Genomic DNA, 17,549 nt, shown 5'->3' on the forward strand with positions numbered 1-17,549 from the left:
CCTCGTTTTGCAGTTTTCCAATGAACAATCCCTCTCTTGCGGGGTGCAAATATAAAAACTATTTTTCTCCTAATCCAAATAAAAATTACCCTTTTTTTGTCTTTTTTTTAATCTCCTGATATCATGAATTTTACAAACACCGTTTGTCGATAGTTTACTTTTTGAATCGTTTTAAAAAACACAAAGCCTGCTCTTTTAGCCCCGATAGGAGCTAGCTACCGTGTAGCGCGGATAGCGGGACGACGCCTCTTGAAAACCCCTAAAGTTCTGCTCCTGATAAATCTTTTCTATATTACACTATATATATTGTATGTGTTTTGTTAATCTGTTATATTTGCATCCCGAAGATTCGGGACATAAAATTTTAGAAATGATAAAGATTACACTACCTGACGGTTCGGTTAAGGAGTTTGAGCAGAATTCGACTCCAATGGATGTTGCGAAAAGCATCAGTGAAGGATTAGCGCGAAATGTGATTTCGGCAGCTTTTAATGGTACCACTATTGAAACAGAAACACCATTAACGACCGACGGTTCCCTTATATTGTATACATGGAATGACAAAGAAGGCAAAAAAGCTTTTTGGCATTCGACTTCGCACGTAATGGCGCAGGTATTGGAAGAAAAATTTCCTGGTATAAAATTAACGCTTGGTCCTGCGATTGAGAATGGATTTTATTATGATGTTGATTTTGGAGATAAAAAAATCACTGATGCCGACTTTAAAGCTATTGAGGACCGCGTGTTGGAGATATCGAGAGAGAAACACGAATTTAAAATGAGAGCTGTTTCTAAAGCTGAGGCTTTGGAAATCTATAAAAACAACGAATACAAAACGGAGTTGATTTCGAATTTGGAAGACGGAACGATTACGTTTTGTGATCATGCCAACTTCTTTGATTTGTGTCGCGGAGGTCATATACCGAATACCGGAATCATCAAGGCGATGAAAATCATGAGTGTTGCCGGAGCTTATTGGCGTGGTGACGAGAAAAATAAGCAATTGACTCGTGTTTACGGAATTTCGTTCCCGAAACAAAAAGATTTGACGGACTATTTAGAATTATTGGAAGAAGCAAAACGTCGTGACCATAGAAAACTTGGGAAAGAATTAGAATTGTTTGCTTTTTCGCAAAAAGTAGGTCAAGGTTTGCCATTATGGTTGCCAAAAGGCGCTGCTTTACGAGACAGATTAGAGCAATTCTTGAAAAAAGCACAGAAAAAAGCAGGTTACGAGCAAGTAGTAACGCCACATATCGGGCAAAAAGAATTGTATGTAACTTCAGGTCATTATGCTAAATACGGCGCTGATAGTTTCCAACCAATCCACACTCCTGCAGAAGGTGAAGAGTTCTTGTTGAAACCAATGAACTGTCCGCACCACTGTGAAATTTACAACAACAAACCATGGTCTTATAAAGATTTACCAAAGCGTTATGCTGAATTCGGAACGGTTTACCGTTATGAGCAATCTGGAGAATTACATGGTTTGACTCGTGTTCGAGGGTTTACTCAGGATGATGCGCATATTTTCTGTACGCCGGATCAATTAGACAGAGAATTCAAAAATGTAATTGACCTTGTATTATATGTATTTGGTTCGTTGGGCTTTGAAAACTTTACGGCTCAGGTTTCGTTAAGAGACAAAGAGAACAGAGATAAATACATCGGAAGCGATGAAAACTGGGAAAAAGCGGAACAAGCAATCATCAACGCAGCAAGCGATAAAGGCTTGAATTATGTAATTGAATATGGCGAAGCCGCATTTTACGGTCCGAAATTGGATTTCATGGTCAAAGATGCTTTGGGCAGACAATGGCAATTGGGAACGATTCAGGTAGATTACAATTTGCCGGAGCGTTTTGAGTTGACATATAAAGGAGCCGATGACAAGTTACACCGACCAGTAATGATACACCGAGCGCCATTTGGTTCGATGGAACGTTTTATCGCTATTTTACTGGAACATACGGCTGGAAATTTCCCACTTTGGTTGATGCCGGAGCAGGCAATTATCTTGTCTTTGAGCGAGAAATATGAAAATTATGCGAAAAAAGTTTTAGAATTGCTAGAAAATCACGAAATTCGCGCCCTAATTGACAACCGCAACGAGACGATTGGAAAGAAAATCCGAGAAGCAGAAGTGCAAAAAATGCCGTTTATGCTGATTGTTGGTGAGGAAGAAGAAAAAAACGGAACCATTTCAGTTCGTCGTCACGGACAAGAAGGAAAAGGGAATATCACGGTTACAATTGACGAATTTGCCAGAATTGTAAACGAAGAAATTGCCAAAACATTAAAAACATTTGAAGTTTAATTTAAATAAGTAAGCCATAGCAATTAGAAACAACAGAGGTTATCAACCTCGAGTAGAAAAAACAGCAGCCCACAGAATTAACAATTTAATCCGTGGTGTAGCAGAAGTTCGTTTAGTAGGAGAAAATATAGAACCGGGAGTGTTCAAGTTTTCCGATGCAATGCGTCTCGCAGAAGAGCAAGAAGTAGATTTGGTGGAGATTTCGCCAAATGCGGATCCGCCTGTATGTAAGTTAATGGATTATGGAAAATTCATTTATCAACAAAAAAAGCGTGATAAAGAATTAAAAGCAAAGTCAACGCAAATCACCGTTAAAGAGATTCGTTTCGGCCCTCAGACTGATGAGCATGATTATGAATTTAAAAGAAAAAATGCAGAAAAGTTCCTAAAAGAAGGCTCAAAATTAAAAGCTTTTGTATTCTTTAAAGGACGTTCGATTATTTATAAAGAACAAGGTCAAATCTTATTGTTGCGTTTAGCACAAGATTTGGAAGAATACGGAAAAGTGGAAGCGATGCCGGTATTAGAAGGAAAGAGAATGATTATGTTCATTGCTCCGAAAAAGAAAGGAAAGTAATTAGGCAATAGGCAGTAGACAATAGTTTTAAAACTAATGGCTAATGGCTTTTGACTATTCACTAAAAATAAAGTAAGTAAGTTAAATTAAATAAACTAGGAAAAGATGCCTAAAATGAAAACAAAATCCAGTGCTAAGAAGCGATTCAAAGTAACTGGCTCTGGAAAAATCAAGAGAAAACACGCTTTTAAAAGTCACATCCTGACTAAAAAATCTAAAAAGCGTAAATTGGCTTTAACTCACTCTGCTTTGGTTCACAAAACAGATGAGAAAAGTATCAAACAACAATTAAGAATTATCTAAGAAAGCCATTAGTGAAAAGCCATTAGCCATTAGTTTACTACTGCCTATTTTGCCTAATCACTATTGCCTAGATAAAATCTTTAGGTTAAAAAATTATTTAAAATAACCTTGGAGTATGGCTTTAAAGTTCCCTTGATTGAATTCGGGACGCCTGCTACAAAAAAACAGAAAAATTATGCCAAGATCAGTAAATTCAGTTGCTAAAAGAGCAAGAAGAAAAAAGATAATGAAGCAAGCCAAAGGTTTCTTTGGTCGTCGTAAAAACGTTTGGACAGTTGCTAAAAACGCAGTAGAAAAAGCCATGTGCTATGCTTACCGCGATAGAAAGCAAAACAAAAGAAACTTCCGTTCACTATGGATCACGCGTATCAACGCCGGTGCTAGATTGGAAGGAATGAGTTACTCACAATTCATGGGATTAGTTAAGAAAAACGGTATCGAATTGAACCGTAAAGTATTAGCTGATTTAGCCATGAACCACCCAGAAGCTTTTAAAGCTGTTGTGAAAAAAGTAAAATAAACGTTTGTACAAACTCAATTTAACTTACTTACATAGAAAAATCCCAGTCGAAAGATTGGGATTTTTTTTGTTAAATATCTTTTTCTATATTTGACTCTAATCTTAATCATTTAATTATGAACACAAAACAATTAATGAAACCTTTATTGTTACTCTTTCTGTCGGCAACTTTATTAACCGCTTGTTCAAGTGATAGTAGTTCATCAAGTGGTGATACTGACCAATTGTTTGACAAATGGTGGTACGATTCAGAAGATTTTACTGCTGATGTCTTTTTCCACGCTGACGGAACCTACGAACAATATTTAGAATTCGCAGGCATGAGCTTCTCTAATACAGGAACTTGGGTTTGGCAAAACGAAAGTCAAAAAATAATGAAAGTTACCTACGAAACCGGACCAAATGCTGTCACTGAGGCTTGGTTCAAATTTTCTAACATTCAAGAACAAAGTTTTAACCTAAAGCAATCAGTTGACGGTACAACTTATACTGATGAAGCCAGATTATATAAGGACACTGATGAATAACATTAATCCCAATCATTCGATTGGGATTTTTTTTTCACATATATTTGACAAAAAAAACCATGAAAACAAAATCTTTAATCAAAACAATGTTTTTACTAATTGCTGTCATGTTAGGTAGTAGTTGTTCCAATGACAACAGCACTGCTGAAGGAGATGTCAGCTTATTGTACAACAGATGGTGGTACGACAGTAAGGATACAAATCCGGCTCCTGATTTGTTCTTTAATACCACAAGCGCCTTCCAGCAACACCAAGTAATTTCGGGTGTTAGCGTTTTTTATAACGGCACTTGGATTTGGGAAAACCAAGACCAAAAAATTATGAAAGTCACACACGACAGCGGAACTGGTACGTCAACTACGATTTGGTTTCAATTTTCCGGCATACAGGAAAGTGGTTTTAAAGTCAAACAATCAACTGACGGGATCACTTTCTCGAACACCACTTTGGTATACCGATTTACCAACGAATAAAACCAAGTCCCAACCATCTTTGGGGCTTTTTTTATGGCGTGACCACAAGGGTCGCGCTGTCCGCAGTACACGGTACTTCGCTTCCATCGCTCACTCAACAACTCTCAATCCTAATTGTCCATTAAACCATCCTCTTTTTTACAATTAAAAACCAACTGCACTCATTCATTTTAACATTTGTTTGTAAAAATAAAACCATTTGTTTCCCTATTTTTGGACGAAACTAAACCATTTATGAAAAAAATAATCATTGCCTGTTGCTTGCTAATTGCCGCAAACTCAATTGAAGCACAAACTTATTCCACAGAAAAAAAACAAGACAGTCAAGGCTATACCTATGAAACTGTAAAAAATGACAAAACGGGTGTTAGAGTTTACACACTGAAAAACGGTCTAAAAGTCTATTTAGCCCAAAACAGTGATGAACCAAGAATACAGACTTACATTCCTGTAAGAACCGGTTCCAACAATGATCCGGCTGATAATACCGGGTTGGCACACTACTTAGAACACATGGTTTTTAAAGGAACCAGTAAGATAGGAACTCAAGATTGGGCAACCGAAAAAAAACTCATAGCCCAAATTTCAGACCTTTACGAACAACACAAGGCAGAAAACGATCCTGAAAAAAAGATTGCTATCTACAAACAAATCGATCAAGTTTCGCAAGAAGCCTCTAAATATTCAGTAGCCAATGAATATGACAAACTGATTTCATCTCTAGGCGCCAAAGGAACAAACGCACATACTTCACTTAACGAAACCGTTTATAAAAACAACATTCCCTCTAATGAATTAGAGAAATGGATGATTATTGAAAAAGAACGTTTTTCTGAGTTAGTGTTACGCCTTTTCCACACCGAATTAGAAGCAGTCTATGAAGAATTCAACCGTTCACAAGACAATGATGGCCGTTTGGTCAACTTTGAATTGATGGCTGCTTTATTTCCGGACACACCTTATGGTCAACAAACCACTATTGGTAAATCTGAGCACTTGAAAAATCCTTCAATGGTTGCTATTCACAACTATTTCGACACTTATTATGTACCAAACAATATGGCCGTAGTCTTAGTAGGCGATTTAGATTTTGAAAAAACCATTAAAATGGTAGACAAACACTTTGGAACGTTCCAATACAAAGAATTACCAATGAAGAAAAAAGTAGTCGAAAAGCCTATGACTGCTATTGTTTCCAGAGAAGTAAAAAGTCCTACAGCTGAACGCTTGAACATGGCTTGGAGAACTTCAGGTGATGGAACTAAAGAAGCTAGATTGGCTGATATGACTGCAGAAATATTGTCGAACGCCGGTGATGTTGGTTTAATTGACATCAACATTAATCAAAAGCAGTTGGCTTTGAACGCCGGTGGTTTCAGCACTACTTTCAATGAATATGGCTATTTAGGCATGAGTATTACGCCAAAAGAAGGACAAACTTTAGAAGAAGCCAGAGATTTGCTGCTTTCCCAAGTAGAAAAAATCAAAAAAGGCGAATTCGACGAGTGGATGATTCAAGCCATCGTAAATAACATGAAACTAAACCAAATGAAGGCCTATGAATCGGGTGACGGATTAGCTACAAGTTTATACCGTGTTTTTATTCAAGGTAGAAGTTGGGAAGAAAACCTAGCAGAAATCAATGAATATTCTAAAATTACCAAAGCCGATATTGTTAAGTTTGCCAATGAGTTTTTCAAAGACAATTACGTAATTGTATATAAAAGAAAAGGCGTGAACGATAAATTGGTTCGTGTCTCAAACCCAAAAATCACACCTATTCAATTAAATCGTGATGCGCAATCAGAGTTCTACAAGAACTTTGCTATGCAAACACCTAATGATTTAGCTCCGGTATTTGTTGATTTTAAAAAAGAAATTCAAACTAAAAAATTAAAAAACACCAATATCAGTTTTATCAAGAACAATACGAATACCATTTCCAGCTTATATTATATATTCAATATGGGTTCTGATCATGACAAAAAGTTACAATTGGCAGCTGGAATGTTGGATTATTTAGGTACTGACAAAATGAGTTCTGAAGACGTAAAAAAAGAATTCTACAAAATCGGAATCTCTTATTCAGTGAACTTTACTAATGATATGACTTATATATCGCTTTCGGGTTTAGAAAACAACTTACCAAAAGGAATTGCTTTACTAGAAGATTTACTTAAAAATGTAAGGCCGGATCAAGAAGTTTATAAAACCCAAGTAGAAAGTATTTTAAACGCTCGAAATAATGCTAAAAAACGAAAAGAAAGCATCTTAAACGCTTTGGTAAATTATGCCAAATACGGTAAAGATTCTCGTTTCAGAGACATCATTTCTGAACAAGAATTAAAAACTATGGACGTGGCCAAACTTACTGATTTAGTTAAAGGAATGACTAATTATGAACACCAAATTTTCTTTTACGGAACAGATTTAAACCCGATAGTTGCCGCACTAGAAAAGCACCATAATTTAGCGGCCAACAAACCAATTCCGGCACCAAAAAAGTACCAAGAACCGGAAACTTCTAACAAAGTTTACTTCGCCAATTACGATATGGTGCAAACCGAAATGACTCGAGTAGCAAAAGGCACAAAATATAATGCAAAAATAGCAGGAACCGTTAATGTCTTCAACTCTTACTTCGGTTCGGGCTTATCTTCAATTGTCTTCCAAGAAATCAGAGAATCTAAATCTTTAGCTTATTCGGCACGTGCCAATTACACTATGGCCAATGACAAAAACCTAAACGATTACATGCAAGTAGCGATTGGAACACAAGCCAATAAATTACCGCAAGCCGTTGAAGCTATCAATGCTTTATTAGCAGAGATGCCAAGAATAGACAAACAATTCGACAATGCCAAAGAATCCAGTTTGAAACAAATTGCATCAAGTAGAATCATCAAAACCAATATTTTCTTCAACCAACTTAACTTGAAAAAATTAGGTTTCGATTATGATATTCGTAAAGACATTTATAAAGACATACAAGGATTAACAATAGAAGCTACCAATGATTTTTTCAATAAAGAAGTAAAAACTAAAAATTACAACACTGCCATTATTGGTAAAAAAGAGAGTTTAGACTTTGATGCCTTAAAAAAACTAGGTGAAATTGAAGAAGTAACATTAGAAGAAATTTTCAACTATTAAAAGATTTTTTCACAAATCATTCATTTAAAATCCCGGACTGAACTCCGGGATTTTTTTTGTATTACACCTTATAGCCGTTAAAAAAATCATAACATTTGGTTGACACATCAAATAATATAGTAAATTGGTGGGTTTAAATTCTAACACTTAACCTTATTCATCAATCTTAAATTAAATTTAAACTATGAACAAAATTAGACTTACGTTCATGCTTTCTTTGGCAGTGCTTTTGAGTTCTGGTTTGTCACAGGCACAAGACAAATCGAATCGTAAAAAGAAAAATGACAAAGAAATTGCTGCGGCAAAAGCAGATTCAATTAAGGCCAAAAAGCCGGCTAAAGTTTCTATCGCCGACAAGATAAAAACCAGTAAAAAATCCGAAGGACTTTTCACCATTTATCAAGATACGGTAACCGGAAGCATCCAACTTTTCATCAAGAAAGACCAATTAGACAAAGAGTTCATTTACCAAAGTTATTCGATGAACGGACCAACCATGCTAGGTTTGAACCAAAGCATGCACAGAGCAACTAATATTTTTAATATTAAAAAAGCCAATGACAAAATCGAGTTTGGATTAGTCAACACCAATTTTTACTACGACAAAAACAATGCAGTAAGCAAAACAGCGGGAACCGACATTGCTGAGGCTATTTTCTTAGCTGAAAAAATTGTAGCCAAAGACAGTACCGGTTATTTAATTGCAGCAGATGGTTTATTCTTAAGTGAAAAATTAGACCCTGTTAAACCAGTTATGCCTCCGGGGATTCCACCTGGAGCTGTATTTAATTTGGGTAATTTTAATGCTGCAAAATCAAAATACCACAGCGTTCGTTCTTATCCAAACAATACGGATGTGTTAGTTGACTTAGCCTATGACAATCCGGCTCCTTTAAATGGCGGTGGAGCTGATATCACTGATGCGCGTTATGTTCGTGTTCGTATCCAACATACTTTTTTAGAAATACCGGTTAATGATTTTAAATCTCGTAGAGATGATCCTCGCGTAGGTTACTTTGGACAAACCATTAATGACCAAACAAGTACAAAACCAACCCCTTACAAAGACATTATCAATCGATGGTATTTAACTAAAAAAGACCCTGTTGCTTTCTTAAGCGAACCGGTTGAACCAATTGTTTGGTGGATTGAAAATACGACGCCTGTAGAATACCGTGAAACAGTTATGAATGCAGGAAACAAATGGAACGAAGCTTTTGAAAAAGCCGGTTTCAAGAATGCTGTAGTCATGAAAATCCAACCCGACGATGCCGAATGGGATGCTGGCGATGTTCGTTATAATGTAATCCGCTGGGTTGCTTCGGCTAATCCACCTTATGGTGCAATTGGCCCAAGTTTTGCCAATCCGCGTACCGGTCAAATTTTAGGTGCCGACATTACAATTGAATGGGCTTCAGGAAGTAATTCCCCTACTTTAGACGAATTGTTTTCCGGACCTGGTTCAGAATCAGGAGCACATCTCAATCATTATTTCCACAATGACGGAACTGCTTGTACATTGGCTAACGAACTAAAAAATCAGTTCTTAATGGGTACGACAATAGCTGAGGCATACGGTGAAGATAAGGCAACCATATTAAAAGTACACGAAGAGTTTTTATACTATTTGGTTTTACATGAAATGGGACACACTTTAGGATTAAACCACAATATGAAATCGAGCCAAATGTTAAGTCCGGCCGACTTACACAACAAAGCCATCACTGAGAAAATAGGCCTTATTGGTTCAGTAATGGATTATCCTTCCATCAACCTTTCTTTAGACAGAAGTAAACAAGGAAATTATTACACAACAAAACCAGGTCCTTATGATCTTTGGGCTATTGAATACGGTTACAAAGAATTTGATGAAAAATCAGAGGAAGCAGAATTGGCCAAAATATTAAGCAGAAGTACTGATCCAAATTTGACTTTTGGAAATGATGCCGATGATATGCGTTCTCCGGGTAAAGCCATTGATCCTCGTGTAATGGTTAACGACTTAAGTAGCGATGCTGTTGGAAATGCGGAAGAAAGATTCAAACTGGTTAACAATGTAATGACCAAATTGAAAACCAAATACAGCAAAGAAGGACAAAGTTATGCCGAATTAAGAGCACGCTACGGAATGCTAAATGGCCAAAGAAGAAACATGGCAGCTGTTGTAAGCCGTTATGTGGGTGGTGTTTATGTTGACCGAAGCTTTGTTGGTCAAAACACAACCCAAAAACCATTTACTCCGGTAACCAAAGCCCAACAAAAAAGAGCCATTGACATCTTAAATAAATATGTTTTTGCTCCTGATGCTTTTGATGCTGACATACAATTGTATCCTTATTTACAAATGCAAAGACGCGGATTTAGCTTCTTCTCTTCAACAGAAGATCCAAAATTAAGCGCTATTTATCAATCTATTCAAACTGATGCAGCCTTAGGCCATATTCTTCACCCAACTACTTTACAAAGGGTTTCTAATTCAAGTTTGTATGGCAACAATTATTCTGTAGCAGAAGTAATGGGCGATTTGACCAATGGAATTTTCAAAGCGGATTTGGTAGGTAAAGTAAATATACAACGTCAATACCTTCAAACTTACTTTGTAAAAGAAGTAGCCAAAATTGCCGATATCAATGATACTAGAAGTAGACACGATGATATCTCAAAAGCAGCGGCACGCCAAACTTTAAAGAAAATTAAATTGATGTTAGCTACTGCTTCTTCATTAGATGAAAGCACCAGAGCACACAGAAATTATATCAATTTCTTAATCGAAAATGCATTAGCCATTAAATAATCGATTAGGCTTGACAATAAAAAATCCCAACCAAATGGTTGGGATTTTTTTATATCTATTACGATTAAAACTAATTAAAAACTTCTTCTTTCTCGCCATCAAAACTGGCAAAAACCATACTCGGATGCGAATCTTGGTGGAAAATATTGCCTTTATTGTCAATGGCGATTGCTCCGGCAAAACCATCAAATGGCTTTAGTTCATTAAACGTTTTTTCAAAAGCTTGCGCCAAAGTAAATCCATCGGTAACACGAGTCACAATTTTAGCTGCAACAGCACCGCTGACAATATCTTCACCAACTCCGGTCAAACTTACACCGCAAAACGCATTAGCGTAATTTCCGGCCACAGTTGCCGAATCGGAGATTCTTCCCGGAATTTCAAAACCTTTTCCGCCGGTAGAAGTGGCAACTGCAATTTTTCCTTCGGCATCTAAAGCTACACAACCAACCGTTCCTGTTCCGGTAGCAACTAATTTGGCTTCATATTCGGCTCTTCGCTGTGGAATTTCGGTGGAAAATTTTTCAAATCCGTGTTGGCGTGCAAAGTTCGTAGCGCCGCTTCCACCCAAAACTTTATCATCATAATTCAATAAAACCTGCGCGACTTGTACCGGATTTTTGACTTCTTCGATATTAATCACACCACTCATTTTCATCGTCGAACCATCCATCAAAGAAGCACTCATTCTGATTTTACCGTCAGATTGAATTTGGGAACCTATTCCGGCGTTGAATAACTCATCATCTTCCAATAATGACGTTGCATAAACCACCGTTTCTAAAGCAGAATGGTTTTGCAAATAAGCATAAGCCTCTTTGGCAATACGCAATAAAGCTTGCTGTTTCGCCACTTTAGTTTCGTGATTAGTTGACGATTCTGAGAAAAATCCACCGTGAATTATGATTTTAGACATGTTATATTTTTAGATTTTTAGACTTCTTAGACGACTTATATCCTTAGAAAACATCTAATATTCTAACAATCCAAGAAGTCTAACGATCAAAATTAAACGTATTGCGATGACTTAATTGTCATTTTAAAGGTAGTCAAATCAAAAGTATCATAAATGCTCAACACATGGGTTACCAAATGATTAATGGAAATTGGTTGACCTAATTCTACTTGCGTTAAATTTGTGTCTTTTATTTCTCTTCCATCAACCAGTATTACCAATCCTGAACCAATAGCTTCCATCTTAGTATTGTGCGTAATTAACAAACCGGTATCTTCTCCCAATCCGATGCCTAAAACTTTCGGATTACCGACAACCGATTGGAACAAACGTCCGATTCTACCGCGTTGTACAAAATGGGTATCGATAATTACACCGTCTATCAAACCTAATCCGGAAGTAATTTTTACTTCGCCTTTCAATAAAGCCTCGCTACTACTTCCTTGGTAAATCATATTGTTAGAAGCTGCTGCTGCACCGGCTGAAGTTCCGGCGTAGATAAATTCTTCGTTATGGTATTTGTCTAAAATAATATCGTGAAACGGTGTTCCACCTAGGATTGAGGTCAATCGCAATTGATCACCACCAGTAAACATTACCACATCAGCAGCTCTCAATCTGTCTAAAACTTCAGGGTCTGAAGCTTGTTCTCGCCTTTCGATATTCAACACATCAACATTGTCAGCACCTAAATAATGTAGGGCTTTCACGTATTCCGGACCAATTTCTCTGGGGATTTTGGAAGCCGTTGTAATTACTTCTATTCTGGAAGCTGTTTTATGCTTAGATTCTTCAATTATTCTTTTTAAGATACCGGCTTCAAAGAAGTTCAAATTCTTTGCCGCACTTCTATCTAAATTGGTTTCAGTGAAACTACCTTTATCAACAGCGCCACCTATTATTATTAATTTTCCACGTATATTCATGTCGGTAAAAATAACAAAATCTTAATACGTACAAAGTCTTTTTTTCTCTTTTTGATGCTAATTTATCAACGACTTATCAAGAAACAGTATTCTCAAAATATGTTATATTTGCCAAATGGAAGTCAATCAAACCCGTATCAATAAATTCCTGTCCGAAAGTGGTTTTTGCTCGCGTCGTGAAGCCGATAAATTATTGGAACAAGGCCGAATTACCATCAATGGCATTGTACCCGAGTTGGGTACCAAAGTTTCCTCGGAAGATGAAATACGCGTCGATGGAAAACTCATTCGTGAAAAAACCGAAAAACCGGTCTATTTGGCTTTCAACAAACCTGTTGGTATTGAATGCACTACGAATCAAAATGTGCGCGACAACATTGTTGATTACATTAATTATCCGAAACGTATTTTTCCAATCGGACGTTTAGATAAAGCCAGTGAAGGTCTAATTTTTATGACCAACGATGGCGATATTGTCAATAAAATTCTTCGGGCACGAAACAATCACGAGAAAGAATATGTAGTAACGGTTGACCGACCAATAACAGACCGATTCATCGAGAGAATGAGCAACGGAATCCCGATTTTGGACACCGTAACCCGAAAATGTAAAGTTGAGCAAATCAGCAAATACGTCTTCCGAATCATTTTAACACAAGGTTTGAACCGCCAAATCCGAAGAATGTGTGAATATCTAGATTATGAAGTTACGGCTTTAAAAAGAACTCGAATCATCAATATTTCGCTCGATGTCCACGTTGGCAGATACCGAGATTTAACCGAGGCCGAAATCAAACAATTGAATAAATTGATTGAACCTTCAAGCAAAACGGAAGAAGCGAGTTTGCCTAAAAAAATCAATCGCAATTTCAACAACAATAAAACGTAAATGCTAAAACCCATTTTATATTTAGTTTATAATGGGACAATTGGAAGTTTTTTACAACTTTTCAACTCTTTGGTATGAAAAATTTGAATCTTTCAAAACAATAATTTCTTTTTGGCTTTTGCTTACATTGGTTTGAGCATTTATCTCGTTCTTTTTGCGATTTGGGTTAGACTTTTTATATCCAAATAATTACCATTTCCTGAAAAAAATGTAACTTCGCCATCTATGAAAAAAGAAGACATTTTTGCCATCCAACAATTGTTGGCTACGCCAAAAAAAATTGTGGTGATTCCACACCGAAGCCCTGATGGAGATGCTATGGGTTCGACCTTGGCTTTGTACCATTTTCTGTTGAAGTTGAATCATCAGACGGTTGTGATTGCACCTAATGATTTCCCGAATTTCTTGGCTTGGTTACCAGGTTCAGAAACGGTCTTGGTTTTTGAAAATGATAAGATAAATTGTTCCAAAATTATTCAAGAAGCCGAAATAGTTTTTACTTTAGATTTTAATGCGTTACACAGAACCGGAGAAATGGAACAAGTGCTAAATAAAGTTACCGTTCCAATGATTATGATTGACCATCATCAAAAACCGGACACTTACGCTACGTATACTTATTCCGATACGATTTTTGGTTCAACTTGTGAAATGATTTACAATTTCATTACGTTTTTAGGTCATAAAGATTTAATCGATAAAACTATAGCGAGTTGCATTTATACAGGAATCACAACTGATTCGGGTTCGTTTCGATTTCCGTCAACCACTGGAACAACGCACAGAATTGTAGCAGATTTGATTGATTTAGGCATTGACAACAGTCAAATTCACAACCTACTTTTTGACAATAATTCTTATAATCGATTACAACTTTTGGGAAGAGCTTTGCAAAACATGAAAGTGTTTCCGGAATATAAGACGTCTTACATCACGCTATCGCAAAAAGAATTAGACGAGTTTCATTATGAAAAAGGTGATACAGAAGGTGTCGTAAATTATGGATTGACGATTAAAGGCATACATTTTGCAGCCATTTTTATTGAACACAAAGACGAGAATATCATCAAAATCTCTTTCCGTTCCCAAGGTAATTTTGATGTGAATCAATTTGCCAGAGATAATTTCAATGGAGGCGGACACATCAATGCGGCGGGTGGAAAATCATATGAAAGCATGAAAGAAACCATCAAAAAATTTGAAAATTTAATTTCAAAAATAACTATTTAGTATATGAAAAAGATCACCCAAATTGCAGTTTTACTAATAGTTTTTGTAACCTTGATGAGTTGCAAACAACAACAAGCTCGTATGCCGATTTCAAGATCATCGGGTACATTTATGAAAGAATCTATTGAGCGCAATAAGAAAATGATTGCCGGCGAGGAAGCCAAAATAGATTCGATCATTAAAAGCAATCCGAAAATAAAATATTCTGCTTCTAAAAAAGGGTATTGGTACCATTATGTAATCAAAAACGATCGCGATACGCTTAGACCTAAAAAAGGAGATGTGGCAAATTTCGATTACGAAATCAAGGATTTGAAAGGCAACGTCGTTTATTCTGAAGTAGAATTACGTCCGCAAACTTATGTAGTTGACAAACAAAATATCATGATGGGATTACGACACGGCATCAAATTGATGCGTAAAAATGAAAAAGTTACTTTCTTGTTTCCCTCGCACATGGCATACGGATATCATGGTGATAATAAGAGGATTGGTTCAAACGAACCACTGATTTGTACTGTGACTCTTAATGATTTTAAACCAGAAACTAAATTAAAAACAGAAAATTAATTCCCTCCAAATGAACAAAACAATTTGTCTTTTTGTATTGACTTTATCCTTAGTCGTTAGCTCTTGTCAAAATGAATACAAAAACCTGAAAGACGGTTTATATGCAGAAATCATCACCTCCAAAGGTACTATTGTTTTAGAGCTTGACTATAAAAAAGCACCCATTACTGTTGCCAACTTTGTAACTTTAGCCGAAGGAAATAATCCTTATGTAATGGAAGACCTTAAAGGAAAACCTTTTTACAACGGAACTATTTTCCACCGTGTGGAAAAAGGATTTGTAATTCAAGGTGGTGATCCTTACGGAAATGGTTCCGGTGATCCTGGCTATATTTTTAAAAATGAAATCAGTGATTTAAAACATGACAAAGCCGGTATTTTAGCCATGGCCAATTCTGGTCCTGACACTAATGGCTGTCAATTTTACATCACCCAAAAACCAACACCCGATCTTGATGGCAATTACAGCATATTTGGTCACATTGTTGAAGGCATGACTGTTGTTGATTCTATTGCCAAAAATGACGAAATGATTGAGGTAAATATTATCCGAAAAGGAGAAGATGTAAAAAAGTTTGATGCTGTAAAAGTATTCACTGACTTCTTCAAAAAACAAAAATCTACCAAAGACCAAAAAGCAAATTACTTTAAAGAATTGCAAAAATCTGCAAAAAAATTGCCTTCAGGATTAGCTTATAAAATCACTCAAACTTCTTCAACTGAAACTCCAAAACCTGGTACGACAGTCATGATTAATTATTCTGGCTATCTAGAAGACGGAACACTTTTTGACACCAGCGATACAGATATTGCTAAACAATTTGGTAAGTTTGATCAACAAAGAGCTGCCCAAAACGGATATTCAAAAATACCTTTTACTTTTGGTGGGCAAAATCGATTAATTCCGGGATTCATCGAAGGAATAGAAAAATTAAAAGTAGGTGAGAAAGCCATACTATTCATTCCATCAAATTTAGGATACGGAGAGCAAGGTGCCGGAAATGTAATTCCGCCAAATGCCAACATCATTTTTGAAATTGAACTATTAGAAAAATAAACACAAACGAAATCTATTAAACCATGAAAATAAAATTCAGTCTTCTTTGCTTACTTATTGTCGGATTGACATGCAGCATAGCACAAACCAAGAAAAAACCTTTTGCCAGCAAAGCAACACCAGCAGTTCAGGCAAAAAAACCTGTGACAACTAATGCTTCCGATGGTATTTTTGCTGAAATCGATACAGATAAAGGAAAAATTATTTTACAATTAGAGTTTCAAAAAACACCAATAACTGTAGCCAACTTCGTTTCTCTAGCTGAAGGAACTAATACCTATATTGTTGATGAAAAGTATAAAGGAAAGCCTTTTTATGATGGATTAAAATTCCATAGGGTAATTGCCGATTTCATGATACAAGGTGGCGATCCTGCCGGAAACGGTTCGGGCGGACCGGGCTATGCTTTTAAAGATGAAATTGTTGCTGATTTAAAGCACAATCGTCCGGGTGTATTGTCTATGGCCAATTCAGGCCCGAAAACCAATGGATCTCAATTCTTTATCACACACAAAGATACGCCATGGCTGGATGGTAAACACACCGTATTTGGCTTTGTTACCAAAGGACAAGAAGTGGTAAACGCGATTAAGCAAGATGATGTGATTAAGAAAATAACCATCATCCGAAAAGGAGTTGAAGCCAAAAATTTTGACGCGACAAAGATTTTCACAAACTATATGTCGAATAAAGCCAGTGATGAAGCTAAAGAAGCCGCTCTTGCTGCTGAAAACAAAAGAAAACAAGAAGAAGCCGAAGCAAAAAAACAAGCAGAATACAAAGCCAAATATGGACCTGTTTTTGAGGCTAAAGCAAAATATTTAAATGATGTAAAAGCGACCGCTACTGAAACCGCTTCGGGATTAAGATATAAAATCATCCAAACCGGAACCGGTAAAAAACCAGCTGACGGGACGAATGTATTTATACATTACGCAGGTTATTTAGAAGACGGGTCTTTATTTGACAGTAGTTATGAAGAGGTTAATAAAGAATGTGGCAAATTTGATGAAAATAGAGCCAAGCAAAATGGTTACCAACCTTTTCCTTTTCAGTATGGAAAAAAAGATGGTTTAATTCCCGGTTTTGTGGAAGCATTAGGCATGATGAACTTTGGGGATAAATTAATTGCTTTTATTCCGTCAAAATTAGGATATGGAGAAAGAGGTGCAGGAAATGTCATTCCGCCTAACTCAAACATTATTTTTGAAATTGAAATGTTAGAAGCTGTTCCAACTAAATAATTCTCAATTGTTAT

The 17,549-nt window shown here is 36.5% G+C and carries 15 protein-coding genes; 13 read left to right on the forward strand and 2 right to left on the reverse strand.

From position 1 onward, the window contains the following. The first annotated feature begins 370 nt into the window (after window positions 1-370). From thrS to ACK4R1_RS09720, 8 genes are all read left to right on the forward strand, one after another. On the forward strand, window positions 371-2,317 hold the full coding sequence (gene thrS, locus ACK4R1_RS09685) for a threonine--tRNA ligase (RefSeq protein WP_409686314.1): 1,947 nt from the start codon (window positions 371-373) through the stop codon (window positions 2,315-2,317). Window positions 2,318-2,393: 76 nt separating this feature from the next. Continuing rightward, window positions 2,394-2,894 (forward strand): translation initiation factor IF-3, encoded by a 501-nt coding sequence (gene infC / locus ACK4R1_RS09690; protein ID WP_199717202.1) that lies wholly within the window; start codon window positions 2,394-2,396, stop codon window positions 2,892-2,894. A 105-nt stretch (window positions 2,895-2,999) separates the two neighbouring features. Next, complete coding sequence (gene rpmI, locus ACK4R1_RS09695; protein ID WP_011921545.1) at window positions 3,000-3,197, forward strand: 50S ribosomal protein L35; 198 nt, start codon at window positions 3,000-3,002, stop codon at window positions 3,195-3,197. Between the two features lie 175 nt (window positions 3,198-3,372). Continuing rightward, window positions 3,373-3,717: a 50S ribosomal protein L20 gene (gene rplT / locus ACK4R1_RS09700; RefSeq protein WP_121313103.1), complete on the forward strand. Its 345-nt coding sequence runs from the start codon at window positions 3,373-3,375 to the stop codon at window positions 3,715-3,717. Window positions 3,718-3,833: 116 nt separating this feature from the next. Beyond that, window positions 3,834-4,244 (forward strand): hypothetical protein, encoded by a 411-nt coding sequence (locus ACK4R1_RS09705; RefSeq protein ID WP_409686316.1) that lies wholly within the window; start codon window positions 3,834-3,836, stop codon window positions 4,242-4,244. Between the two features lie 59 nt (window positions 4,245-4,303). Then, on the forward strand, window positions 4,304-4,717 hold the full coding sequence (locus ACK4R1_RS09710) for a hypothetical protein (protein ID WP_409686318.1): 414 nt from the start codon (window positions 4,304-4,306) through the stop codon (window positions 4,715-4,717). A 234-nt stretch (window positions 4,718-4,951) separates the two neighbouring features. Continuing rightward, window positions 4,952-7,870 carry a M16 family metallopeptidase gene (locus tag ACK4R1_RS09715; protein WP_409686320.1) on the forward strand — a complete coding sequence of 973 codons (2,919 nt, stop codon included), beginning with the start codon at window positions 4,952-4,954 and terminating at the stop codon, window positions 7,868-7,870. Window positions 7,871-8,054: 184 nt separating this feature from the next. Next, entirely contained in the window at window positions 8,055-10,664 is a 2,610-nt protein-coding gene (locus ACK4R1_RS09720) for a zinc-dependent metalloprotease (RefSeq protein WP_409686322.1), read from the forward strand. Window positions 10,665-10,734: 70 nt separating this feature from the next. Here ACK4R1_RS09720 and ACK4R1_RS09725 read toward each other — a convergent pair whose 3' ends face one another. Both ACK4R1_RS09725 and ACK4R1_RS09730 read right to left on the reverse strand, forming a co-directional pair. Then, window positions 10,735-11,580, reverse strand: coding sequence for an isoaspartyl peptidase/L-asparaginase (locus tag ACK4R1_RS09725; RefSeq protein WP_409686324.1), 846 nt, complete (start codon window positions 11,578-11,580; stop codon window positions 10,735-10,737). 92 nt (window positions 11,581-11,672) lie between these two features. Then, window positions 11,673-12,545 (reverse strand): cyanophycinase, encoded by an 873-nt coding sequence (locus ACK4R1_RS09730; protein WP_409686326.1) that lies wholly within the window; start codon window positions 12,543-12,545, stop codon window positions 11,673-11,675. Between the two features lie 115 nt (window positions 12,546-12,660). Here ACK4R1_RS09730 and rluF point away from each other — a divergent pair, with 115 nt between their 5' ends. The 5 genes from rluF to ACK4R1_RS09755 all read left to right on the forward strand — a co-directional run bounded on the left by rluF (window position 12,661) and on the right by ACK4R1_RS09755 (window position 17,535). Next, complete coding sequence (gene rluF / locus ACK4R1_RS09735; RefSeq protein WP_409686328.1) at window positions 12,661-13,434, forward strand: 23S rRNA pseudouridine(2604) synthase RluF; 774 nt, start codon at window positions 12,661-12,663, stop codon at window positions 13,432-13,434. Window positions 13,435-13,659: 225 nt separating this feature from the next. After that, window positions 13,660-14,664 (forward strand): DHH family phosphoesterase, encoded by a 1,005-nt coding sequence (locus tag ACK4R1_RS09740; RefSeq protein ID WP_409686330.1) that lies wholly within the window; start codon window positions 13,660-13,662, stop codon window positions 14,662-14,664. A 3-nt stretch (window positions 14,665-14,667) separates the two neighbouring features. Beyond that, window positions 14,668-15,234, forward strand: coding sequence for a gliding motility-associated peptidyl-prolyl isomerase GldI (gene gldI, locus ACK4R1_RS09745; protein WP_409686332.1), 567 nt, complete (start codon window positions 14,668-14,670; stop codon window positions 15,232-15,234). Between the two features lie 10 nt (window positions 15,235-15,244). Beyond that, window positions 15,245-16,291, forward strand: a complete 1,047-nt coding sequence (locus tag ACK4R1_RS09750) for a peptidylprolyl isomerase (protein WP_409686334.1) — start codon at window positions 15,245-15,247, stop codon at window positions 16,289-16,291. 23 nt (window positions 16,292-16,314) lie between these two features. Beyond that, on the forward strand, window positions 16,315-17,535 hold the full coding sequence (locus tag ACK4R1_RS09755) for a peptidylprolyl isomerase (protein ID WP_409686335.1): 1,221 nt from the start codon (window positions 16,315-16,317) through the stop codon (window positions 17,533-17,535). The last annotated feature ends 14 nt before the right edge of the window (window positions 17,536-17,549 follow it).

Source organism: Flavobacterium sp., assembly GCF_046293665.1.
In the GTDB taxonomy this organism is placed as follows: domain Bacteria; phylum Bacteroidota; class Bacteroidia; order Flavobacteriales; family Flavobacteriaceae; genus Flavobacterium.

Coding starts and splice junctions, on each gene's coding strand:
- thrS (WP_409686314.1), top strand. CDS start 371: ATGATAAAGATTACACTACCTGACGGTTCGGTTAAGGAGTTTGAGCAG.
- rpmI (WP_011921545.1), top strand. CDS start 3,000: ATGCCTAAAATGAAAACAAAATCCAGTGCTAAGAAGCGATTCAAAGTA.
- rplT (WP_121313103.1), top strand. CDS start 3,373: ATGCCAAGATCAGTAAATTCAGTTGCTAAAAGAGCAAGAAGAAAAAAG.
- ACK4R1_RS09705 (WP_409686316.1), top strand. CDS start 3,834: ATGAACACAAAACAATTAATGAAACCTTTATTGTTACTCTTTCTGTCG.
- ACK4R1_RS09710 (WP_409686318.1), top strand. CDS start 4,304: ATGAAAACAAAATCTTTAATCAAAACAATGTTTTTACTAATTGCTGTC.
- ACK4R1_RS09715 (WP_409686320.1), top strand. CDS start 4,952: ATGAAAAAAATAATCATTGCCTGTTGCTTGCTAATTGCCGCAAACTCA.
- ACK4R1_RS09720 (WP_409686322.1), top strand. CDS start 8,055: ATGAACAAAATTAGACTTACGTTCATGCTTTCTTTGGCAGTGCTTTTG.
- ACK4R1_RS09725 (WP_409686324.1), bottom strand. CDS start 11,580: ATGTCTAAAATCATAATTCACGGTGGATTTTTCTCAGAATCGTCAACT.
- ACK4R1_RS09730 (WP_409686326.1), bottom strand. CDS start 12,545: ATGAATATACGTGGAAAATTAATAATAATAGGTGGCGCTGTTGATAAA.
- rluF (WP_409686328.1), top strand. CDS start 12,661: ATGGAAGTCAATCAAACCCGTATCAATAAATTCCTGTCCGAAAGTGGT.
- ACK4R1_RS09740 (WP_409686330.1), top strand. CDS start 13,660: ATGAAAAAAGAAGACATTTTTGCCATCCAACAATTGTTGGCTACGCCA.
- gldI (WP_409686332.1), top strand. CDS start 14,668: ATGAAAAAGATCACCCAAATTGCAGTTTTACTAATAGTTTTTGTAACC.
- ACK4R1_RS09750 (WP_409686334.1), top strand. CDS start 15,245: ATGAACAAAACAATTTGTCTTTTTGTATTGACTTTATCCTTAGTCGTT.
- ACK4R1_RS09755 (WP_409686335.1), top strand. CDS start 16,315: ATGAAAATAAAATTCAGTCTTCTTTGCTTACTTATTGTCGGATTGACA.